17 protein-coding genes are annotated in these 23,638 nt (G+C 49.9%); 2 read left to right on the forward strand and 15 right to left on the reverse strand.

Annotated elements, in window-relative coordinates; translation table 11 throughout:
• Positions 1 to 3: 3 nt before the first annotated feature.
• The 8 genes from EDM59_RS06395 to EDM59_RS06430 form a co-directional block, all read right to left on the reverse strand.
• Positions 4 to 954 (reverse strand): ABC transporter permease, encoded by a 951-nt coding sequence (locus EDM59_RS06395; RefSeq protein WP_122922832.1) that lies wholly within the window; start codon positions 952 to 954, stop codon positions 4 to 6.
• A 20-nt stretch (positions 955 to 974) separates the two neighbouring features.
• On the reverse strand, positions 975 to 1,964 hold the full coding sequence (locus tag EDM59_RS06400) for an ABC transporter ATP-binding protein (RefSeq protein WP_122922833.1): 990 nt from the start codon (positions 1,962 to 1,964) through the stop codon (positions 975 to 977).
• Positions 1,961 to 2,983, reverse strand: coding sequence for an ABC transporter ATP-binding protein (locus tag EDM59_RS06405; protein ID WP_122922834.1), 1,023 nt, complete (start codon positions 2,981 to 2,983; stop codon positions 1,961 to 1,963). Before EDM59_RS06405 ends, EDM59_RS06400 begins: the two co-directional genes overlap by 4 nt.
• A gap of 38 nt (positions 2,984 to 3,021) precedes the next feature.
• Positions 3,022 to 4,230 carry a M20 family metallopeptidase gene (locus EDM59_RS06410; protein ID WP_122922835.1) on the reverse strand — a complete coding sequence of 403 codons (1,209 nt, stop codon included), beginning with the start codon at positions 4,228 to 4,230 and terminating at the stop codon, positions 3,022 to 3,024.
• Between the two features lie 237 nt (positions 4,231 to 4,467).
• Positions 4,468 to 6,489 (reverse strand): S9 family peptidase, encoded by a 2,022-nt coding sequence (locus tag EDM59_RS06415; RefSeq protein WP_122922836.1) that lies wholly within the window; start codon positions 6,487 to 6,489, stop codon positions 4,468 to 4,470.
• 6 nt (positions 6,490 to 6,495) lie between these two features.
• Positions 6,496 to 8,283, reverse strand: a complete 1,788-nt coding sequence (locus tag EDM59_RS06420) for a S9 family peptidase (protein ID WP_122922837.1) — start codon at positions 8,281 to 8,283, stop codon at positions 6,496 to 6,498.
• A gap of 180 nt (positions 8,284 to 8,463) precedes the next feature.
• A complete protein-coding gene (locus EDM59_RS06425) occupies positions 8,464 to 9,375 on the reverse strand; it encodes a DMT family transporter (RefSeq protein ID WP_122922838.1) in 912 nt (303 codons plus the stop codon).
• 115 nt (positions 9,376 to 9,490) lie between these two features.
• Positions 9,491 to 10,411: an MsnO8 family LLM class oxidoreductase gene (locus EDM59_RS06430; RefSeq protein ID WP_342769193.1), complete on the reverse strand. Its 921-nt coding sequence runs from the start codon at positions 10,409 to 10,411 to the stop codon at positions 9,491 to 9,493.
• 68 nt (positions 10,412 to 10,479) lie between these two features.
• On the opposite strand from EDM59_RS06430, the gene EDM59_RS06435 reads away from it, so the two are divergent.
• The gene (locus EDM59_RS06435; protein ID WP_122922839.1) at positions 10,480 to 11,805 is read left to right on the forward strand and encodes an MFS transporter; all 1,326 of its coding nucleotides are present in this window, start codon (positions 10,480 to 10,482) and stop codon (positions 11,803 to 11,805) included.
• 84 nt (positions 11,806 to 11,889) lie between these two features.
• Here EDM59_RS06435 and EDM59_RS06440 read toward each other — a convergent pair whose 3' ends face one another.
• The 6 genes from EDM59_RS06440 to EDM59_RS06465 all read right to left on the reverse strand — a co-directional run bounded on the left by EDM59_RS06440 (position 11,890) and on the right by EDM59_RS06465 (position 20,323).
• A complete protein-coding gene (locus EDM59_RS06440) occupies positions 11,890 to 13,278 on the reverse strand; it encodes an APC family permease (RefSeq protein WP_122922840.1) in 1,389 nt (462 codons plus the stop codon).
• 54 nt (positions 13,279 to 13,332) lie between these two features.
• Entirely contained in the window at positions 13,333 to 14,787 is a 1,455-nt protein-coding gene (locus tag EDM59_RS06445; protein ID WP_122922841.1) for an NAD-dependent succinate-semialdehyde dehydrogenase, read from the reverse strand.
• A gap of 48 nt (positions 14,788 to 14,835) precedes the next feature.
• On the reverse strand, positions 14,836 to 16,194 hold the full coding sequence (locus EDM59_RS06450; RefSeq protein WP_122922842.1) for a glutamine synthetase family protein: 1,359 nt from the start codon (positions 16,192 to 16,194) through the stop codon (positions 14,836 to 14,838).
• Between the two features lie 36 nt (positions 16,195 to 16,230).
• Positions 16,231 to 16,992 carry an SDR family NAD(P)-dependent oxidoreductase gene (locus tag EDM59_RS06455; RefSeq protein WP_122922843.1) on the reverse strand — a complete coding sequence of 254 codons (762 nt, stop codon included), beginning with the start codon at positions 16,990 to 16,992 and terminating at the stop codon, positions 16,231 to 16,233.
• Complete coding sequence (locus EDM59_RS06460) at positions 16,976 to 18,082, reverse strand: M20 family metallopeptidase (protein ID WP_122922844.1); 1,107 nt, start codon at positions 18,080 to 18,082, stop codon at positions 16,976 to 16,978. Before EDM59_RS06460 ends, EDM59_RS06455 begins: the two co-directional genes overlap by 17 nt.
• A gap of 156 nt (positions 18,083 to 18,238) precedes the next feature.
• Positions 18,239 to 20,323, reverse strand: a complete 2,085-nt coding sequence (locus tag EDM59_RS06465; RefSeq protein WP_122922845.1) for a sigma-54 interaction domain-containing protein — start codon at positions 20,321 to 20,323, stop codon at positions 18,239 to 18,241.
• Positions 20,324 to 20,502: 179 nt separating this feature from the next.
• Here EDM59_RS06465 and EDM59_RS06470 point away from each other — a divergent pair, with 179 nt between their 5' ends.
• Positions 20,503 to 22,242, forward strand: a complete 1,740-nt coding sequence (locus tag EDM59_RS06470) for a methyl-accepting chemotaxis protein (protein ID WP_122922846.1) — start codon at positions 20,503 to 20,505, stop codon at positions 22,240 to 22,242.
• A gap of 264 nt (positions 22,243 to 22,506) precedes the next feature.
• On the opposite strand, the gene EDM59_RS06475 is transcribed toward EDM59_RS06470, so the two are convergent.
• Positions 22,507 to 23,490 carry a 2-hydroxyacid dehydrogenase gene (locus EDM59_RS06475; protein WP_122923403.1) on the reverse strand — a complete coding sequence of 328 codons (984 nt, stop codon included), beginning with the start codon at positions 23,488 to 23,490 and terminating at the stop codon, positions 22,507 to 22,509.
• Positions 23,491 to 23,638 lie beyond the last annotated feature (148 nt).

Consider the following 23,638-nt stretch of genomic DNA (forward strand, 5'->3'; position numbering starts at 1 on the left):
TCATCAATCGTACTTAATTCGTGGATCTGCTACTGAGTAGAAGATATCCGCCAACAAGTTGGAAGAAAGTACGGCAATTGCTGCCAGGAAGTTGATCGCCATAAGCGTCGGATAGTCGCGAGAGCCAATCGATTGAATCGTCAGCTGTCCGAGTCCAGGCCATTGGAAGATCTGTTCGGTAACAACTGCACCACCAATCAGGACAGACACGTCGATACCGATTACCGTAATGATCGGAATCAAGGCGTTACGGAATCCGTGCTTGTTAATCACAAAGAATTCCCGCAGCCCTTTGGATCGAGCTGTACGCAAATAATCCTGACCGAGAATGTCCAGCATACTCGAGCGAACGTAACGTACCATCCTTCCTGCTATCCCTGCAGCGAGCACCAACGCCGGCATGATCAGATGCTTGAAGGTATCGCTGAATCCTCCTTCACTGCCGAGCGTATTCATACCTCCTGTTGGCAGCGAATGCATCTGGACGGCGAAGATGTAAATAAAACCGAGCCCAAGAAAAAAGTGAGGAATGGAAATGCCTAGAAAAGAGACCGATGTCGACAGATAATCCAACCAGGAATACTGCTTCGTCGCGCTCAAAACACCAATCGGAATGGCAATGAGATAGGCGACGATCAAAGCGGTTCCCATCAGGAGCAGCGTCGGACCAATCCGGGAAGACACCATGTTGAGTACCGGCTCGTATGTCGAGAAGGAATAGCCGAAATCTCCTTGAACCAAATTGCCGAGCCAGCGGAAGTATTGAACATAGATCGGATCATTCAATCCCAATGCTTCTTTTTTCAGTTCAATATCAGCTTGGGTCGTATCCGGGTTTACAAACATTTCAACCGGGTTTCCAGGCGCCAGGTTTACGATGAAAAAGCTAAAGACGGTAACCCCAAAGAGGACAGGTATCGCGATTAATAGTCTTCGTACGATGTATTGAAACAAGGTATCCCCTCTCCTTTCTGTCAGCCTAGTGGAAAATGGCAGGCTACGGTATGCTCGTCGCCTTGCAGTGCTGGAGCCTGTGAACGGCAAATGTCTTGTGCCAACGGGCAGCGTGCATGAAAGCTGCAGCCTTTTGGCGGATTTGCCGGACTTGGCACGTCCCCCTCCATGACGATCCGCTCCCTGTTTCGCAGATGCGGATTTGGAATGGGGTACGCATGAAGAAGTGCCTGCGTGTAAGGATGACGGGGATTTTTAAAGATATCCTCCGTCTTTGCCAGCTCTACAATTTTGCCAAGGTACATGACGGCGATGCGGTCACTTATGTACTTGACGACACCAAGACCGTGTGCGATGAACAAGTACGTCAGCTGAAATTCCTTCTGCAAATCTTTCAGCAGGTTGAGCACTTGCGCCTGAATCGAAACGTCCAAGGCAGATACCGGTTCATCACAAACGATCAGCTTCGGCTGCAAAATCAGTGCTCTCGCAATCCCGATCCGCTGTCTTTGGCCACCGGAAAACTCGTGAGGATAGCGGCTTTTGTGATATTTCGAGAGACCTACGATTTCCAGAATGTCATCGACCTTTCTCGAAACCTCGCTTTTATCGGCCAGCTTGTGGGCGAGCAGCGGTTCTGCTAGCAAATCCCCAATTCGCTTTCTCGGATTCAAAGAGGAGTAAGGGTCCTGGAAAATGATTTGGAGGTCTGTGCGAATTTTTCGCAGCTCCAGGGACGACAAAGAACTAAGCTCCTTGCCTTTGAAAATGACTTTCCCCTCTGTTTGGGGATCCAGCTGAACGATTGCTCGTCCTGTGGTCGATTTTCCGCACCCGGATTCTCCCACAAGAGAGATCGTTTCTCCCTCATAAATCGTCAGGTTCAGACCGTCTACGGCTTTTACCTGACCGACTGTGCGAGAAATAATCCCCTTTTTGATAGGAAAATACTTTTTCAGGTTTTGTACTTCCAGTAAAGGGGTTCGTTCGTCGGATTTTATCAGACTCATGCGATCACCTCTGTCCTCGGTTGGATCTGGGCTCTGTGCGGATCATCTTGTTGTAACCAGCAGCGAACCCGGTGGTCGCTCTCAGGCTGAATCGGAAGTAAAGGCGGCTTTTCGTGTGCGCATTTTTCGGTAGCGTACTGGCATCTCGTGTGGAAACGGCAGCCTTTTGGCATGTTGTGGATCGTCGGTACCGTACCTGGAATCGAGAAAAGTCTCTGATCGCTGTCGTGCTCTAGGTGGGGAATGGAATCCATTAAACCTTTTGTGTATGGGTGCTTGGGGTCATCAAACAAAGTAAATACGTCTGCTTCTTCCACTACTTGTCCGGCGTACATGACAATGACTTTGTCCGCCATTTCCGCGATCACTCCCAAATCATGGGAAATGATCATGATCGCCGTATTCGATTCGTCTCGGAGCTTTTTCATCAGCTCCAGGATTTGTGCCTGAATCGTCACGTCCAATGCCGTCGTCGGTTCGTCTGCAATCAACAGCTTTGGCTTACAGGAAAGCGCCATCGCGATCATGACCCGCTGCCGCATCCCGCCAGATAGCTTGTGCGGATACTCGTCGATGATCTCCGATGCACGTGGGATCCCGACTCTGGTCAGCATCTCGATCGCGTAAGCTCTCGCCTCTTTTGCTGGCAGCTTCATGTGAAGATTGATCAACTCTAGCATCTGGTTGCCTACTGTAAAGACAGGATTCAGAGAAGTCATAGGCTCCTGGAAAATCATCGAAATCTCGTTCCCTCGAATGCTGCGCATTTCTGCTTCTGTGGCTTTTGTCAGGTCTCTCCCGTTAAAAGTGATAGACCCCTTTTTAATCACGCCGGAATGGCCCAAGAGTCTCATGAGAGATAGGGAGGTCACGCTCTTCCCGCAGCCAGATTCACCTACGATTCCGATCGTTTCTCCTGGCCGAAGCTGAAAGCTCACTTCCTCTACGGAGATGACCTCGCCTTTATCGGTTTGAAACGCAGTCTGGAGCTTATCTACTTCGAGAAAGTTTTTTTCCAAGCCTCACACACCCCCGTCTTAGTGATCGTTATTCAGTATTAGACTGCCGGTTCGGGAACAGGCTTTGTTTCCTTTTCTACGGCGTAATGATAGACCAGTGCGGTCAGTGCTTTCGCTGCGTGTACCATCGCTTGCTCATCAAAATCAAATCTTGGATGATGATGCGGGTAATGAGCGCCTGTGTCTTCATTTCGTGCACCTGTAAAAAAGAACATGCCTGGTCTTTCTCGCAAATAGTAGGAGAAATCTTCACTTCCCATGATGGGCGTCATTTCTATGAGCTGATTCTCATCGGTGAATGTCTTGAGCGCTTCGAGGAACGCGTCGGTCTCCTCTGCGTGATTGAAAACAGCAGGATAGCCTGATTCGTATTTCAACTGGCAATCGGCATGCAGCCCCTGGCTGATTCCGTTCACGATGTTGGTTACTTCCCGCTGCATATGCTCTCTGACATTCTCGTCGAACGAGCGGACGGTTCCTTTGAGTACCGCTGAATCTGCGATGACGTTGCCCGCGTTTCCTGCATGGAAGGAGCCTACCGACAAAACAGCGGCCTTTTGTGGGTTAATCTGCCTGCTCACGATATATTGGAGCTGACCCACAAGCTGTGCTCCAATCGCTACGGCATCGACTGTCTCGTGAGGTGAAGCACCATGTCCGCCTTTGCCCTGCACCACGATCTCAAACGCATCTGCTGCAGCCATCGCGTAGCCTTTTGCGTACAAATAGGTGCCGGTGGGTGCCTGGGAAGTGAGATGGGTGCCGAACACGACATCTACTCCATCTAAGCAACCGTCTTCTATCATTCCGATCGCTCCGCCGGGATTCAGTTCTTCCGCGTGCTGATGCAAAAGGACCACATTACCTGCCAGCTTGTCGCGGTTCTCACTCAACACTTTTGCTACAGCGAGCAAAGTTGCCGTATGTCCATCATGTCCGCATGCGTGCATCACACCTGGCACTTTTGACTTATACGGAACCTCTTTTTCATCCGGAATCGGGAGGGCATCAAAGTCTGCGCGCAAGGCAATCGTCTTTCCAGGCTTCGCTCCACGAATGGTTCCGACGACGCCTCTACCACCGACCTGCGTCTTCACCTCAATCCCGTAGCTCTCCAGAATGCCTGCAATCATTTTTGGTGTCTCTACTTCCTGAAAAGATAGTTCTGGATATTGATGCAGATGTCTTCTCCATTCGACCATTTGCTCATACATCGATTCTATCTGAGTAAACCAATGATTCAGCATTCGGATTCCCCTCTCAATATGTTGGTAAAAATCCATATTTTGAGTATACGAATATTCAGATATAGATTCAATTATATTTTTCAGTTTATTCAGAATAAAAATTCTATTATGAAAACGCTTTCATCCATGATCTTGCAAGATTGTAATCGCTGTCAACATATCGGAAAACTTGGTATTAAATGATTAAAAAAGGAACGCAATACACGTTCCTTTTTTTGATTAGAGCAAACAAAGCCCCTATTCCATCACTACTTTTTCCGTCTGGTGCAGGTACGTATCGAACCATTCTCCTGTGTATTGCAGGCGCAAAACCCGCTGTTCCGGATCTCCGCTGCGGGATAGCTCGTGGCTCGCCCCTGGGAAACGAATGAAGCTGACCGGTGCCTTTCCCTGATGCTGCAAAGCGATGTACAGCTGCTCTGCCTGTTCGATCGGGCAGCGATGGTCCTGTTCACCATGCATGATCAGGAGAGGCGTTTCCATCTTGGCGACATGACGAATCGGGGAGTGCTGCCAAAGCTTCTCTGGATTGGTAAAAGGATTGCCTTGAATCTCTTCCTCTGTGAAATAGTACCCGATATCGCTCACCCCGTAAAAGCTAAGCCAGTTGCAAATGCTGCGATCCGTAACCGCTGCTTTGAACAGATTCGTTTGGCCGATGATCCAGTTGGTCATGAATCCCCCGTAGCTGCCGCCTGCAACACCTAGCCGCTCCGTATCAATAAAATCAAACGTTTGGCATGCGAATTTGACCGCACTCATCAAATCGAGGTAGTCGTTTCCACCGTAATCTCCGCAGCACGCTTGGACAAATTGGTCACCGTAGCCCAAGCTCCCCCGCGGATTGGTATACAAGACTGCATAGCCTTTTGCCGCGAGCAGCTGGAACTCATGGAAGAACGTATTTCCATACATGGAGTGTGGACCCCCGTGGATTTGCAGGACCATCGGGTATTTTTCACCAGGTTGAAAGCCCACTGGCTTCAACAGCCAGCCGTGAAGCTTCCAGCCATCTTCCCCCTGATATTCCAGCTCGATCGGCTCAGGCAACGCTAGCTCTTCCATCAGATCGTGATTGACGTCCGTCAGACGAACTTCCTCACCTGTCGATAGATTCGATGCAAACAAATCTCCGGGCGTACGCGTATCGCTGACAGCCAGTACGACGGTTTGGCTCTGTTCATTGAGACTAAATCCGTAAATGTTTCGAGCGCCGCCTACGACTTGGGTAATCTTGCCGTCCAATGTCGTATGATACACACCCGAATCCCCTCGTTCACTCGCGATGAAATACAGGCCTTGACCGTCTTCTGTCCAAACTCCGCCTGGGTTCGGGTGGCCGGGAGAGCGTACGTCTCCAATCGTGCAATCACCTACATGAGCATCCCAGTTCGCCGTGATGCAAGTCTGTGTTCCCTTTTCCAGATCCGTCACCCAGAGGCTCTTTTGAGTGGCGATCATCCGCGTGGGAGATTCGTTTCCGATATACGCCAGCTTCTTGCCATCAACTGACCAGGTAGGGTTTGAAAAGGTTCCTGCACTATTGGTCAGCTTTTTCCATTCTCCACCTGCTACAGGTACAAGATAAACGTCCATAGCAAGATGCAGATCCGTATTGTCCACACGATTCGCCGTTATCGCCAGCCACTCGCCGTCTGGGGACCATGTCCCTACGGTGTGCTGATACTTCCCTTCCGTCAGTGGTGTGATTTCTCCGGTCTCCACTTCTACCACAGCAATCTGTTTGTTGGTATCATAGACAAAGCCAGCGTCATCCGACTTGTACATCATCCGGTTAACCACGATTGCTTTTCTGGGCAATTCCTTCTTCTCGTCGGTTTCCAGGTCAGCAAACGAATCATCCGGCGAAAGTGTCGATGAAAAAGCGATTCGCTTCCCGTCGGGGGACCACACCGGATTACCCGCTCCTGTTCTGCATCTTGTCAGCTGCCTTGGTTCTCCCCCGTTCACATCGATCAGCCAGATTTGCGATTTTCCCGAACGTTTGGAAACAAAGCAGATCGTGGAGCCATCGGGCGACCAGCGAGGATAGGAGTCACGTACCTCACCCGTTGTGAGCGCTGTAACCGTTTGGTCTTGTAAAGATTGAAGAAACAGATGCGTTTGGTAAGCGCGATTTTCATCCACCATCGACTGCACGTACACGACTTTCCTTCCATCGGGAGAAAGCTGCGGATCACTCGCATACCGAATTCGATAAAAATCTTCCGCCGTAATGCCTCGTTTGTCCTGTACCATCGTCCTTCACTCCTCTTCTGAATGGGAATTCGCCAGGTGATGCAGAAAAAACTCGGATATTTTGTGATTCATGGTGATATGATTTTCCAGTTTCTCAGTCATGTGTCCTTCATCTTCAAAAATGTGAAGATCGACCAGCTGTCCCCTCTCTTTCATGTCCGCTACTAGCTGCTCTGCTTCACTGACAGGGACGCGCGTATCGTTGCGGCCATGAAATACGAGCAAGGGGACGTTTATTCGAGCGGAATGATTGAGCGGAGCGATTTCTTCAAAAAACTCGCTGTCTTCAGCGAGCGAACCGTACTCTGCTTCCCGTAATTTGCGTCTCCACTCCCCCGTGTTTTCGAGGAAGGTCCGGAAGTGTGAGATCCCTACAATATCGACGCCAGCTGCCCATAGATCCGGATAATGGGTTAATGCCGCCAGTACCATGAAGCCGCCATAGCTGCGTCCCATGATACCGATTGCGTGCCCATTCACTTCTTCTTGGTTGGACAGGTCCTTTGCCAGCCAGGCAAGATCCGCTACGGAGTCCATCCGCTTCCGCTTGTCATCCAGCTGCACGTAGGTACGGCCATACCCCATGCTGCCACGCACGTTTGGTGCGACGACGATGAAGCCTTGATTCGCCAAATATTGAAAAACGGGATGATATTCGGCGCGTATCTGACTCTCCGGCCCACCGTGCACGTGAATGACAACCGGTTTATTCCGTGCCTGTCCTTTGGAATAGAAGAAGTAAGGTACTTCCAAGCCGTCAAAGGAGCGGAAGGTTTTCAGTTCCGGTGTCACGAGCGTCTGCTCAATCGCCTCGGACCTGCCAATCGTTGTAATCTGCTCGTATGCTTTTGCTGCAAGCGTATAGGTCCAGATGTCTCCTGGCATCGTAGGGCTTTTCAACGTAAATGTCAGTTGCTCATCCGACAGCCAGGAAAGTGACTGGATTACGCCAAAGGGAGTCCCTTCGACCTTCTCGTATGTACGTTCTGGTACGGAATATAACGATAAGGATGAGATGCCGCCTTCGTTTGTCGTGAATGCAATCTGCTGCTCATCCTTTGACAGGACGATTTCTTCTATGTCCCAGCCGGGAATGTGGACAATGCGCTCTAACTCGGGGCTATCAAAGGTAAACCGGTACAAGCCCATCGTATCTTCGCCGCGATCTGTGACAAGATACCCCCCGTTTCCGTCCGCAGTCATTTTCAATGACTGGAATCGCGCAGGGACACTGCAAATCGGCAATCTCGATGCTGTTTTCGTTTGGACGTCCAAGAGGTACAGTGCGTTGTCGATATTCGTTTCCTGCACGCTAAAAACGATCTGCTTGCCATCTGGCAGCCAGCCAATCGGGACGCATCGGCCGTCATAGGCAAAGACTTCCTCGATCACGCCGCTTGCCACATCCTGCACAAACAAATCAAAGCAGCGTGGATGACGCCGGTTACTGGACCAAACAATCTTTTCCCCATTTGGAGACCAGCCACCGAAATAATGAAAATGCTCCGGAGAGTTCGTGAGTGATGCGATCACCTCTCCCTGGCCGTTCAGCAGGTATAGCTGCTGGCGTTCATCCCCTTTGCAGTCCATTCCTACAATCGTTTTTGTACCGCAAGGAGAATGGTCATACTCTACGACTCGATCAGGCAGAGAGGTGATTTGCACCGGACCTGACTCTTCCCAGCTCCACAGCTGTGCAGAGCCCGAAATTTTGCTGAGGAACGTCCATTTCTTCTGTCCAGGCACTACTTTCATCTGATAAGCGGACTGCACTTGCAAATAATCCAAGATCATACGCTGTCATCCCCCTCTCGTTGTTTCCCTCCAATCAACCAGTTCCACGAAAATCGAATTTATCCTTCAACTTCTTTTCAATTGTCTGTATTTTTCGCAAATTGTTCCGGTGTGCTTCCATCAAGAAAGCGCAAACCCGTACAGGATGTAAACTTCCTGCGAGCTTGCGCTATTACCTACTTACATGGATTTTGTTCGTTCTGCCACCAGCTCTGTCTGTCTCGTCGATGCTTTTCGAGAACGAACGGTCGCGACGATAACCCCGGTCACGATCAAGAGCGATCCTCCTACTTGAATAGCGGTTACTTGGGAGCCAAGCAGAAGAAAACCAACCAGCATGGCTACAAACGGCTGCAAATTGAGGAAAATGGCAGCTTTTCCCGTGCCTACTACCTGGAGCTGCTGGTTCCATACCAGCCCGCAAATCCCCTGCATAAAAATCGCTGTCAAAATGAGCATGGCCCACGCCCAAAACTCATGGCTGATCACGGATGTCCGATCAAGTGTGAGGAAGGCAGCTGGGGTGAGAAAGATAGTACCTACTGTCGTGGAATACACGGTCGAGATAAACGGATGCATCGTCTCTGTCAGCTTGCGGATGATGATCATCGATGAGGAAAAGGTCACCATCGCAATCAGAATCAGCATGACACCTTTGGAGATCGTAAGTCCTGCACCGATGCCCACTACACAAAACGTTCCCAGAAGAGCCAGAGCAGAGCCAATCTTCATGCGATTGGTAAACTGTTCTTTCAAAAACAGGGAGGCCAATATGGCTGTGACAATGGGTGCCATCGATAAGATCAGGGAAGCCGTTGTTGCATCCGTGGTAAGCAAGCCATTGAAATAGGCAGTCTGATTCGCCAACGTCCCAATCAGACCAAGCAAAACCAATAGTCCCCACTCTCTCGGCTTGATTTTCACGAATTTCTTTGTGATCCACGCATAACAGAGTAAAAACAGTGACGTAAACATCAGTCGAACATCTGCCAAAAACAGGGGAGGAAATTCTTTGACCAGCATGCTGCCGAATACAAAATTGCTCCCCCACAGCGTAACACAAAACAGCAACAGCAAGTATGATCGAATCATGGTCTATCCTTCTTTCGCCCGTTACATTCAACTCTTTGCTACGCTATAGTAACCGAGAGTTGCGCAAAAGTCCATGAGATTTTCAACCATATTTTTCTGGTAAAGATGTTCTGATTTACACAATACTTCCCAAGGAAAAAACCAAGTGCGCCAGCCGCTTGTAAGATCCCAGCCGCTTTTGATAATCGGGAACGTCCGTGATGATCATGAGTTCATCTGCACGAAATTTCGCGACGAGCTCATCCAAAATGGGCGCCAGCTGTTTCGATGTGCCTATGATCATTTTGCTGGAGCGGCTCCCTTCCTTTTTTTCACGGATCATTCTGGATGCCTCTTCCTCAGTTGCCGCACAATACACACTGACAGCCAAAATAACTTGCGGCTTCTCATGATGGCGAGTGGCTCGAAACTGTTCGCGGTAATGCAAAATGGCCTCTTCCCCAGGCTGCTCACTCATAAAGTGGCCAAATACGTAGCCAGACCCGAATTTTGCAGCAAGCTCTGCACTTTTGCGATTGGTGCCGAGCATCCATAGCTGTGCAGGAGCAGGTGGGATGGGCCGTGCGATCACAGGCTGCCCTTCCACGGTAAATTCATTCCCCAGAATAGCGGACAAGTCCCCCACAAGCTCCTCCATCTTTCCCACTTGCGCGAGAAAGCTGCCACTAATGGCCAAGGAGGCATGAGCAGACCCACCAGGTGCACGTCCTATTCCTAGATCGACCCTTCCCGGGTACAGCGTTGCCAACAGGGCAAAGGCTTCCCCGACTTTATACGGGCGGTAATTGGGCAGCAGCACCGCTCCTGAACCTATTCGGATACGACTTGTCTTTGCTCCGATGTGCGCGAGCAGCACTTCTGGAGTTGACGAGGCAAATTGTGGCATGTCATGATGCTCAGAGACCCAGTATCGCGAATAGCCCAGTGCTTCTGCCGTTTGCGCGAGCACTACCGATTGCTGCAGGGCAGAATGGGGGGCGACTTCTTGATAGATAGGAGAGAGATCTAGAACACTAGCTTTGATTCCTTTCAGCAAGTCAGTAACACTCCTTTCGATCATGGTGAGAAGCAAGTCTAGAATAAGGGAGAAGAAGGCGGTGTCCTATGAACGATAGAATCACGATCCCCATTTGGGCAATCGGATCATTCCTCGTATTAATGAATACGACGATGTTCAACGTTTCTTTGCCCAGTATCATTACGGCTTTGCATATCGATGCCGGGCTCGGCTCCTGGATCGTTTCCGGGTACTCCATCGTCTTCGCTCTTTCCACGATCATTTTCAGCAGACTCTCCGACAGTCTCCCGATCCGCAGCCTGCTTACTACTGGACTTTCCATCCTTGGTGTTTCTTCTATTATCGGTTACATGGCGGACAGTTTTTTCCTGATTCTGCTCGCGCGCCTCCTGCAAGCCTGTGGCGCTGGGGCTGTCCCCGGACTCGGGATGATTTTGGCCAGCCGTTACATACCCGCAGAGCGGAGGGGCAGGGCCATCACGGTTCTGGCATCGGGCAGCATTTTGGCTTTCGGCTTAGGTCCAGTCATAGGTGGCGCCCTCACGCAGGTAATGGGCTTTCATGGACTGTTTGTAATCATCTGCCTGGTCTTCGTTTTGATTCCCGTTCTGTGGCAGCTGCTGCCCAAGGAGACATCTACAGGGCTGCAATTCGATTTTGCGGGTGCCCTTTTGACTATCGTTGCTACGGCAAGCTTGTTGATCGCCTTGACTCAGCTGTCTTTGCTCTTTTTGTTGATAGGGATCGCTGCGATTGTCTCGAATATCCGCCACCTGCGCCAAAAAGAAAAGCCTTTCATTCATCCATCCTTACTCTCGCATGCAGGCTATCGAAAGCTTGTCATCATCGGCTTTTGTGCATTCATCTTGAATATGTCCAACCTGTTTTTGATGCCTTTGGTACTCGCGCAGGTTTACCATCAAAGCGCTGCAGCCATTGGACTTATGATTTTTCCTGGGGCGATATTGTCCAGTATCGTCATCCCGTTCATTGGACGCTTGATTGACAAGCATGGAAATTTTCGTTTTTTGCTCGGCGCCCATTTTTTTCTTTTTCTTTCCATTCTACTAACTGCGGTACTTCTACCACAATCACCTATTGTCATATTACTCACTTATATACTGTTTGCGCCTTCTCTTTCCACGGTTACCTCTACCCTCTCCAATGAGGTTACACAAATCCTGCCGAAGGAAATGATAGGCGCGGGGATGGGACTCTTGCAGCTGTCGCAATTTCTCGGTGGCTCCTTTGCCGTTGCCCTTTGCGGATTGCTTCTAAGCTGGGAAAAGAATCTTCCGGTACAGCTTGCGTTCCAAAGCCTTTTCTTCTTACTCGCTCTCGTGCTGCTCGGTGCGATCGTGATGGTCATCCGCTACCGAAGCACCCAACAAGCACGTACTTTTAACGCCTAAACAAAATGAAAAGACAACGGCATGCAGGGTGTGGTAGGAACCCTGCAGTCGTTGTCTTTTTCGTTGCACCCAGGTGCCAGGTGTCTACAGATCTCGCATCGTTGGCGGAAGCTCTCTAAATCCTTTGGTTTTGAATGCAAGCAGAATTACTCCTACAATCATCCAGCTTGTTCCTACCGCAAAAGTCTTCCAGTCAAAACCCCACCAAACAAATCCGATGACAAGGAAACCGAGCCATGGGAGCAAGCAGTAGTTGATGAAGCCTTTCATGTCTCTCTTTCTTTTCTTCACGAAGAAGTAAGCAAAAACGGATAGATTCAGAACCATAAAGGAAGTCAGCGCACCGAAGTTGACCAGCTGAATGATCGTTTCAATCGGCATGAACATCGCAATGAAAAACGAAGCCGTCCCTACAAAAATGGTAGCATTGAACGGTGTTTTGTATTTCGGGTGAATTTTCCCCAAGAAGCCTGACATCGGAAGCAGCTTGTCGCGGCTCATCGAGTAGATAATGCGGGAGATGGCAGATTGAATCGCCAAAGCGTTTGCAATCCCCACTGCGGCAACGGCAATCAGAATGAATGCGTAGTACAGGAACGCTCCCCCAACTTCACGTGCGATATCGAAGTAAGCCATATCTGGGTCAAGGTTGGTGTAATCGGGATGTGCCAGCGCAGCCAGATAGGTTTGCGACATAAAAATCACACCGATCAGCACAAGGGTGGACACGGTAGCTCGTCCAACCGTTCTGCCGGGATTTTTCACTTCCTCAGACAGGGTAGAAATGACGTCGAAGCCTAGGAAACCCAGAACCGCGATCGAAGCTGCACTCGCGATAAACCCAAGGTCAATCTTGTCGGCTTGGAACAACGGTGCCAGGGAGAAGCCCCCTGCTCCATGGCCGTCAATAAACACGAATTTGATCGCAAGAACCATAAATGCAAGAAGGATGGCAATCTCAAAAAAGAGAAAAATCTTGTTCGTTGTGGCTGTCAGTGTAATGCCTCGCGCCGTAACAAATGTATTAATGGCTAAAAATACCAAAACGATAAGAGGCGTAGGAATAGCAGGAAAAATGCTGTTTAGCCACAACGCAGAAAATGCGGTCAGCAAAGCAGGAGCCATTAAATAATCGACAGCGATCAGCCAACCGGTGACAAACCCGACATGAGGGTTCAAACCGCGCTGTACGTACGAATAAACCGAACCTGCGATGGGAAACTCCTGGCTCATTTTGCTGTAGCTGAGTGCCGTAAAGACCATTGCGATGACGCCTACCAGATAAACGATGGGAACCATTCCAAATGTTTCATGCGCAATCATTCCATACACTTGAATCGGAGCGATCGGAAGCATCGTGATCAAACCGTAGATGACAAGATCCTTGAAAGTAAGAGCTCGCTTCAGCTCCTGTTTGTATCCAAGGTTCGTGCCCGTCTCGGGTGATTGCGCTTCAGCAGCGGCATTTGACATACGCACACCTCATTCTTTGATTTTTTCGAAGCAAAGACCACCGAAGAGGTGGCGTTACTCGAGCGTTAACGCCACGTACTTCAGCTCCATATATTCCTCAAGCCCTTGATGACCACCCACTCTGCCGATCCCGCTTTCCTTTACACCACCGAATGGCGACTGAGGATTGGCGAGGGATGTTCCGTTAATGGCCAGATTTCCTACCTCCAGACCATCAATCATCCGGAACATCCGGGCAGCGTCTTTTGTAAATACATAGGCAGCCAAACCATAAGGCGTGTTGTTGCATCGCGCCAGAACTTCAGCTTCATCGGTAAAGGACAGCACCGGTGCTACCGGACCAAAAATTTCCCGTTTGGTCAGCTCCATGTCAGCAGTCACTTCATCCAGCAAGGTTGGTGCGTAGAAATACCCGTCCTGCAGGCCTTCATCCGATACGCGTTTGCCTCCGACGACGAGCTTGGCCCCTTTATCTACTGCATCGCGCACCAGCGTCTCGACTTTATCCCGATAGCTCGGGTCGATCATCGGGCCGACTTGTGTGCCTTCTTCTGTTCCGACACCTACTTTCAAGCTCGCGACCTTTTCTGCCAGCTTTTCCACGAGCTCTGCACGTATCGATTCATGTGCGTAGATCAAATTGATCCCGTTGCAGACCTGCCCGCAGTTCTCAAACTTGTTGCCCATGATGGCATCGGCAGCCTTCTCGAGATTGGCATCCGGAAAGACGACGACCGGTGCATTTCCACCCAGCTCCAGCGTAAGACGCTTCACATTGTCAGCCGCTTGGCGCATCAAGATTTTGCCTACCTCTGTTGACCCTGTAAACCCGATTTTGCGCACGCGCGGATCAGCAGACAACGTGGCTCCGATCTCCTCTGCAACACCTGTCACGACATTGGCGACGCCTGCGGGAATGCCCGTCGCCATCAGATGATCGAGCAATGCGATCGCGATAAGGGGGGTCTGCTCCGCTGGCTTTAATACAAACGTGCAGCCTGCCGCAAGTGCCGGTGCGACCTTGTTCGCTACGATGGCACTCGGAAAGTTGGCAGGTGGAATCAGTCCAACCACACCGATAGCCTCTTTAAAGACCATCAGACGCTGTCCTTGTCGGGAAGCTGGAATGATCTCCCCGTAGGCACGCTTTCCTTCTTCCGCATACCAGCGAATATAGACCGTCGTTCCATAAATTTCGCCTCTTGCTTCGTCTAACGGCTTCCCTTGTTCGGTCGACAGCAGCCAAGCCAACCGCTCTTGATCAGCCAGAATTCGTTCCGCCCAATCCAGCAGGTAGGCGGCCCGCTGATCTGCTGGAAGCTTCGACCAAGTTGGAAATGCTTTTGCTGCAGCATCAATCGCCTGCCCGGTCAATGCTTTGCCTCCGCGGGGAACACGGGCCATCGGTTTTCCTGTCGCTGGATTGATGACATCCATCGATTCTTTCAAAAAGACTTTTTCCCCATGGATCCAGGCATAGTTCAGGTCGTCATGCTGTATCTGGAACATCGTCGGTTCCCTCCTTTTCATTGCGTACGAAAAAGCGCTTTGCCTGCGTTAGATAAACTCGAAGTACTTTTTCCGCTCCCAATCGGTTACTTCGAGGAAATAGTCATTCAATTCATTATGGGCAGCTGTCAGGTAGTGATCGACAACGTCATCTCCCAAAAGCTCACGGGCGATTTTGCTATTCGAAAGCTTTTGGATGGCTTCTGCCAAATTGGCTGGCAAGCGTTTCACACCAGGAGCACTGGAAGCATCACCTTTTGTCGGAGCTTCAATGTCGATTTTGTGCTCGATACCGTAAAGTCCCGAAGCCAGGCAAGCAGCGAGAACGAGATAATGGTTGGCGTCAGAGCCCGGAATGCGATTTTCGATGCGGCAGGACTTACCTTGTCCATCTACGCGGAAAGCGGTCGTGCGATTGTCTTCGCCCCATGTCTGTGTATTCGGCGCTCCCCCCGTATTGGCAAGGCGCTTGTACGAATTGATGTACGGCGCATAAAACAGCATGAACTCAGGAGCGAGCGCCATCATGCCGCCGAGAAAGTAACGTCCCGTGTCTGACAGCTTATAGGGATGATTGGCATCGTAGAAAACATTGTTTCCCTGCAAGTCCCACAGGCTAATATGCGTGTGTCCACTGCTGCCTGATGCTTCTGTATCGTGCTTCGCCATAAATGTCACCATCAGGTTGTTCAATGCGGCGATCTCTTTGATCCCATTTTTGTAAATAGCCGTCCGGTCTGCCATTTCCAGCGCTTCTGCGTACTGTACATTCAGCTCGACTTGACCGTTCCCCCATTCCCCTTTCAGGGCTTCTACAGGGATACCCGCCTCCTCCAGATAACGAGCCAGCTGACCTAGGAACCAATCATCCACATTAAGCCGATAGATCGAATAGTCAACTGGATAAGAGAAAAGCGGCTGCAAATTCGAGAAGTTCTTTTCCCGAGCAGAGTCTATCGTCTCTTTGAAAATATGAAACTCGATTTCGGATGCCGCGTAGGCGCGATAGCCCAGCGCCTCTGCTTTTGCCAACTGCTTTTTCAGGATATTCCGAGGGGCGATCGTGACTTCGGATCCGTCTTTATTGTGAATATCACCGATGACCACCGCATTTTTCGGAATCCAAGGGTACGTGCGCAAAGTGGAAATATCGGGTATGACCTTGATGTCATGCAAACCCGTATCAAAGTTGCAAAACGTGTAGTTCTCTGCGTATTTCAAGCTGACATCCCAGATAAAATTGATGGCGCAAGTATGAATTCCGTGTACGGCGTCATCGAGAAAATAGCGAACCGGCACCTTTTTTCCGAACAGCTTTCCCTGCATATCTACGCCTGCAACGGTAATCATGTCGATCGTTCCATTTTGGTACTGATCCTTTAATGCTGAAAGATCAAGCTTTCCCATGCTGCTCACTCCTTTTTGTGTGTGATCTGACGATGCTTAGTAAATCGTCCAGCCGCCATCTACCACGAGCGTGCTGCCGGTTACGTAAGAAGCTTCATCCTGAGCAAGGAACAAAACGGCATTCGCCACATCCTGGGGCTGTCCGATACGCCCTACTGGCAGACGCTCCAAAATCCATTCTTTTACTTCCGGGATCGCCAAGCCTTTCTCTGTGAACGGAGTCTGAACGACGCCAGGAGCAACCGCATTGCACGTAATCCCATGTGAGGAAAGCTCCAGCGCAATGGCTTTCGTCAGCATGTGCAATCCACCTTTTGACGAGTTGTAATGCGGCTGGCAATGCCCGCTGCTGGAAACAACGCGATGCGCTTCTACAGAGGTAATGTTAATGATGCGTCCGCCTTGCCCCGCTTTGATCATTTCCTTTGCGACTGCTTGCGAGCAGAGGAATGGAGCTTTCAGGTTTACGTCATGCACTTTGTCCCATTCCGCTACGTCCAGCTCAAGGAATGGTGTAAAGGCAACGATTCCCGCATTGTTGACGAGGATATCCACTTTGCCGAATTCTTGAATGGTTTGCGCGACCATGTTGTCCACTTGATCTTTTTGAGTGACATCTACCTTTACTACCATCGCTTTACTGCCTTCAGGGGCAAGGGAAATCGTTTCATTCGCACCTGCTTCGTTCAGGTCCGCGACAACCACTGTTGCTCCTTCTTCGAAAAGGCGAAGGGCGATTGCGCGTCCATTCCCCGATCCTGCTCCCGTTACGATTGCTACTTTATTTTTCAATTTCATTTGTGCTCACCTTTCCTTCCAATTGTTTGATGAAATGTTTTAGAATTTTTTGATAGTAAACAAGTGACTCGATTTCTACGTACTCGTCAGGTCCGTGATGATTCGCACCTATTGGACCAAACTCGACGGCGGGAATGCCATATTGAGCAAAAAATCGCGTATCGGCCGAACCGTCCTGGCCAAACAAAGCGGTTTTCTTGCCGAAGACATGAGCGGTAGATTGGTAGAGCGATTGCACATAAGGATCGAATTCACTGGTAGTGACAGGTGAGCCGTGCCGGAGCGTTTCCACATGAGCATCTGGAACAGCCTGCCGAATGGATTCGAGAATATCCGCCGGGTTTTGTGTAGGGAGATAACGAATGTCCAAGTAGAGCGAGCAACGATCCGGCACCTGATTCAAGGCTGCACCGCCCTCAATCTTTGCTAGATTAAAAGACGGCACCGGGAAAAACCGACTGCTTTCTTGCATGAAATCAAGGGTCGCAAGCTCATTGTACTTTTGAATGGCAGCTACAATCGCATTCTTCCCGAGCCATGGTCTGCTTCCGTGAGCTGCAACGCCAGAAAACTCGACTCTGACCTGCAGGACACCTTTTGCCTGAACGGCTATATCCAGGTTGGTCGGCTCCCCGCAAATGACAAAATCACCTATGCTCCCTTGTTCAACTAGAAAACCGCTACCCAATTCCCCCCCTTTTTCCTCATCCGGGACAAGTTGCAGAATTATGCGACAGTTTGGCGGCTGGTGAACAAGATCTGCTGCCAGAGTCATCATCGCGGCTACCGATCCGAGCATGTCATAGCTGCCTCTGCCGTATAGCCTTCCACCTTCCACTCGCGGGATGAAATTCTCGGGATGTCCGGGCACCACATCCAGATGGCCATTCAAAACGAGCGTGCTGCCAGCATTCACTTGACCGATCGTTGCCGTAATCATTTTGAGCCCTTGATTCTCCCAGAGACGGACAGGAACACCATGGCGCTGTAGCCACTCCGCACAGAATTCAACGGAGTAGTTGATCCTCTCGGGAGTCGTGTTTTCCATTTGAATCAGGCTGCTAGTCAATCGAACAAGCCTATCTTCCATGACGATCACATCCTTCTTTGATCTGTGCTGTTCGCTCTAGTTCTTTATTCCTATTCGATGTAAGCCGCCACTCATTAGATAAGCAAGTCCCATGCCAATATGCGTTGTTGCAATTTCGATTATTTTGAATGGACAGAAAACGGGAGAAACGGGTGATCACCCTCCCATTACTCCCATTACTCCCGTTTTACCCTTTTCCGTATTACCGCAGCACAGATGATACCCCTTCTCCGTCAAAGTAATGCCTCCGCGCCCTGTGCTCACCTCGATTAATCCCTCGCTCCGCAGCTTTTCGATGATGCTCCTGACCTTTGTTTCATGAATCACCACACCATTTTGACGTGCCTGTTCGACCAAGGAACGCCTGCCAGCATTCCTTCCGCTTGTCTTGGCTTGATAAATCAGGTTCAGGATGAATCGCTCGTTATTGGGAGCAGAGTGATACAGCTGTAGCGGTACCTCATTGGGTGAGGTCTCTGCTAACTCCCTTTCGTCTCCCTCGTCTAATCCGGGTATATCACTGGCAGACAGGTTGGGATCGTTCATGAAAGCAACGTACTCCATCGCATTTTCCAGCTCACGCACATTTCCATGCCAGTCATGTCTGAACAAAGAGGCCAGCAGCGGCTCTACTAGCTGTTCGTCTGCTCCTCGTCTGCGCAAAAAATGAGCAGACAGCAGCGGAATATCCTCTTTGCGTTCTCGAAGGGGCGGAATCAGCAGCTGGAGAACTTTTAACCGGTAGTACAAATCGGCACGAAAAGCCCCGTCGTTTACCATCCTGGCCAAATCGCGGTTAGTTGCCGCAATCACTCGAACATCGACAGGAAGCAAACGGGTCCCGCCCACTTTCAATACTTCCTTTTGCTGCAGGACACGCAGAAGCCGGCTTTGCATATTCGGAGAAATGTCCCCAATCTCATCCAAGAAGATCGTCCCTTTGTGTGCTTGCTCAAAGAGCCCAGGCTTGCCCCCTTTGCGCGCCCCCGTAAAAGCTCCCTCTTCATAGCCAAACAGCTCACTCTCCAGCAAGTTATCCGGCAACGAGCTGCAGTTGACGGCAACGAACGGATACGAGGACCGGGTAGAAGCCTGATGAATCGCATGGGCAAACAATTCCTTGCCTGTTCCGCTCTCCCCCAGAATCAGCACCGCAAGATCACTGTTAGCCATTTTTTCTGCCTGCTCTACTACTTTTTTCATACGACTCGAGGTTGTCACTAGATCGTCAAAAGAGTATTTGGCATGATATCCTTTTGCATGCAGCCGCAGCTTCAGCTCCTGCTCTTCTACGTGGCGTGCCGCTTTTAAGGTCAGGACCCCGCCTGTCGAGTGGCCATTTTCCTCGATAATCTGTCTGCTTGCGAGAACCTTGTGTTTTTTAATTTGCAAAAGAGCTTCGCTGAACTCTTCTGTCAGCGCATCCAAATCGATTTTGACCCGCGCAAACAAGCTGTTTACCGTCAATTGGACGGCCTCCTGAACCGTACAATCGAACAGGGCTTGCGCAGCGGAATTAAAAAACGTAATCTTTCCGTTCATATCATAGGCGATGACGCCATCCTGTACCATGTCCAGCGTTTGCTGCAGCAGCAGTTTCGTATGAATCAAGCCTTGCATCGTGATCTGAATCCCTTGGCTCCTGGTAATGATAGATTCAGAATAAACAGACAAAATATCTCGAGCGTCACTATGCAGGAGATTAAACTGTGTTAGGATGTCGACGAGTGTGCTGACATCGATGACCCTCTCTCCGATATCGATCACGCGGGTGACACCGTCTGGTACAAGCTGCCCTTCCCCTGGTGTAATCGCAGAAGGATACGGCGGACAATTTTGGATTTCCGGATAGTATGGGAAAAGCTCGATATGACCTGCTCCCAGCTCCCGCAAAAGGGCGATCGTTTCTTCCGCAGAATCTTTCTCGTCGTTGACCATGAGAAGCTTCGACCCAACAGGAATCGCCATCACCTTTTCCCAGCTGGTCCGCAATAAGGTTCGCCGAATGATCAAGATCACTGTGCCCGGTTTAATTTTAGGTGCGAGCTCGCGTGTAAAGATCGTTTGCGTACTGATGAGAACCATGTCGTAATTACTATCGTTGTTCCAAGACTTTTGCGAGAAACCATAGAATTCTATAAAGGCACCAAATAGGGCACTCAACTGGTCTGTGATCGCCGCAGCAGTTTTACTAGATCCTGCAATAATGGCTACTTTTTTCTTCCCTTTGATTGGAAACACTCCTTCTTCCTTCACTTGATTCCTCAGAATCCTGCTCCTTTGTCTCTATTCTATTATCGTCCTTATTTGACAAATAATAATGTAAATCGACAAAAAAATCACCTAAAAAATGGCACGATTCTTGCAATTCAATTAACGGAGCATTTTTCCCACCAAAATAGATAAAGGAGTTGAAAAAAATGCCACGCAAGAAGATGCAGGTCTCATTCTTTGGTAAGAATCTGGTGCTCTCCTGCTTGACGATTCTCTTGATGGGCTTGATGTTGGGGGTCGCCAGCTTTGTTGTTCAGGATACAATCCTTCAGCAAAACCTGGATGAGCAGGCACGAGGATTCGCTGCTTACGCAAAGGGAGAGATCGACATTGCGGACATCAAGAGTGCACTTACACAACATGATCCAAAAGACCCAGTTCAAGTAAAACTAACGGCCCAGCTCGACCGGATGTCCAAAGAAAATCCAAACATTGCCCAAGCGTACGTCTTTGGTGCAGAACTGAAAAACGGCAATACCAACCTCACAATCGCACTGCCTACGCATGTGTATGAAGCTGGCTTCAAAGCAGGTGATGACTTCGAGCAAGCGCCTCAGTGGGTAGTTGCCGCCGAGAAGCTGATGCAGAGCAAAGAGGCAGTGAATACAGGAATCTACACTGACGTGTACGGCACGTGGGTCACGATCCTGCAGCCGCTAATGGATGAAAACGGAAATATCATTGCGATTTTTGGCGTGGATACGAATGCCAATATTGTGGATCGAGGCAAGCAAGAGCTCTTTCAATGGTTGGGAATTGGCTTCCTAGCATCCTTTATTATCGTTTTCCTCTTACAATACGGCTTCCTGCGTAAATTCTTGTCTCCACTGAAAGATCTGGTACAGGTAATCGGAAAAATGAATGAAGGCCACCTGGATGTCTCCATCCAAGTGAAACAAAACGATGAGCTGGGCCTGGTCGCGGAGAAAGTAAACGGCTTGATCAGTCATTGGCGCACGATTATCGAAAACGTCCAAAAACACGCAGAGCACGCTGCGACATCGGCCCATGAGCTGGCAGAAGGTGCGGCTCAGAATACGGCTACCTTGCAGCAAGTGACCGAAACCATCCAGGAATTGAAGGCAGGTACAGATGCTACCTCCCTCTCTGCAAACGAGAATGCTCGTGCGATGACAGAGATGGCCACAGGCATTCAGCGGATTGCGGAATCTACCTCCTCCGTTGCAGAATCCTCCCTCGACATGTCGAAGGAAGCGGAAAAAGGAACGGATTCTGTGCAAATGGTCATTGATCAGATGGATTCGATCAGCCGCTCTGTTCAAATCTCGGCATCCGCTCTCAGCTCACTCGAGAGCAGTTCAAAAGAGATCGGCCATATCGTCGATGTCATCACGGAGATTGCCTCCCAAACCAATCTGCTGGCTTTGAATGCGGCGATCGAGGCGGCACGCGCAGGAGAGCATGGGAAAGGATTCGCGGTGGTGGCAGACGAGGTTCGCAAGCTTGCCGAACAGTCCTCCAAATCGACCGCTCAAATCACTCACCTGATCGATGAAATTCAGCAGGAGATGGGCAAGGCTGTACAAAGCATGAAGCAAGGTACGAAGGAAGTGGAAACGGGGATCCAGGTTGCGAAAAATGCAGGGGATGCCTTCCAGCATATCCTGAATGCGACCCAGCAAGTGGCGGTGCAGGTGGAAGACGTTTCTGCTGTATCGGAGCAAATGTCCGCGAGCTCCCAGCAAGTATCTGCTACGGTATCTCAGCTGGCTTCCATCTCCCAAATGTCCGCCGACCAAATTACAGATGTCGCTGCGGCCTCGGAAGAGCAGTTCTCTTCCTTGCAGGCCATCTCTGAATCAGCCCAGCGCTTGAATCAGATGGCACAGGGGCTGCGTGATACCGTGAATGTCTTTAAAGTTTAGCTGTTCGAAAAGCAGCTTTCGGTAGAAAAGAAGCTCATCTTACTTTCTATGCCCTAGCAAACGCTTAGCGATAAGACTTGACTCATGTCGTGAGAAACAGAAGACGTGTACCGGTATTCCTGACCGCAAGGATGGATCAACAACCCGGTCACGTCTTTCAATTTTTCTTATGTCCAGGCGTTGCGATGAAGGATGTCTCCCTAAGCATTCCTGGCTTCTAAAAAGGAAAAGACAACGTTGTCCGTTGTCTTTTGTCGTCGCCGTTTATTTTTCGGATTCCAGCACTTCCGGATTTATCAGCGCAGGTGGTCGATTGCCAAGAATTCCTTGCACAAAGTTCTCTGCTGCGAATTGCACCATCGCCTGTCTCGTTTCCCATGTAGCCGATCCGATATGTGGCAGAGTAACCACATTCGGCATAGACAAGAGTGGATGCTTCGGGTCTACCGGCTCTTGAACAAAGACATCCAGCCCCGCTGCCAAAATCTCTCCTTCTTGCAAGGCCGAAACCAGTGCTTCCTCATCTACCGTGGCGCCGCGCGAGCCATTCACAAAAATGGCCGACTTCTTCATCAATCGGAATTCTTTTTCCCCGATCAGCTTGGTTGTTTCTGCACTCAACGGAACCATCAAACAGATGAAATCCGCCTCCTGACAAAGCTCTTCGAGGCTGCAATACGTGGCCTGATAGGTTTTCTCTACCTCTTCATTCCGGGATCGATTGTGGTACAAGATATTCATCCCAAAGCCAAAATGGGCACGTTTTGCGATAGCAGCACCAATGCGCCCCATCCCGATGATCCCGAGCGTCTTGTGGTGCATGTCCACCCCGTAATACTCAGGCGTGATGTGCGACGTCCAATTGCCAGACTTGATCATGTGATCCAGCTCCGGGATGCGCCGTGCGGTTGCGAGCATCAGACCAATCATGGTGTCTGCCACTGTTTCATTCAGCACATTGGGCGTGTTTGTTGCCATTACACCGTGTCTTGTGAGCGCAGGTACATCCAGATTGTCGTAGCCCACCCCCACATTACTGACGATTTGCAGGTTCGGTGCCTTTTCCAGCAGCTCGTCGTTTACTTTCAGACCCGTTCCTAGCAGTCCCTTTGCCTCTTTTAATTCTTCGTAGAACGCCTGCATATTATCGGCATGAAGCTGCTCAAAATAGACGACTTCACAGGCTTCCTGGACGTACTCGAGTACACTTGGTTCCACTTTTTTATAAATAATCACTTTCGGTTTCATATACATGCCCTCGCCTTCCAGAAAGTAGATTGGTACACTGCCAATACGAGCGAATTTGTCAGTTGTCTTTTCTTTTTCGCAAAGAACTTCTCTAATTCCTGCTATTGCTGCCCTTCCTAACAAAAAGAGGCGGGGATTTCTCCCCACC

Source organism: Brevibacillus nitrificans, from assembly GCF_003710965.1.
In the GTDB taxonomy this organism is placed as follows: Bacteria; Bacillota; Bacilli; order Brevibacillales; family Brevibacillaceae; genus Brevibacillus; species Brevibacillus centrosporus.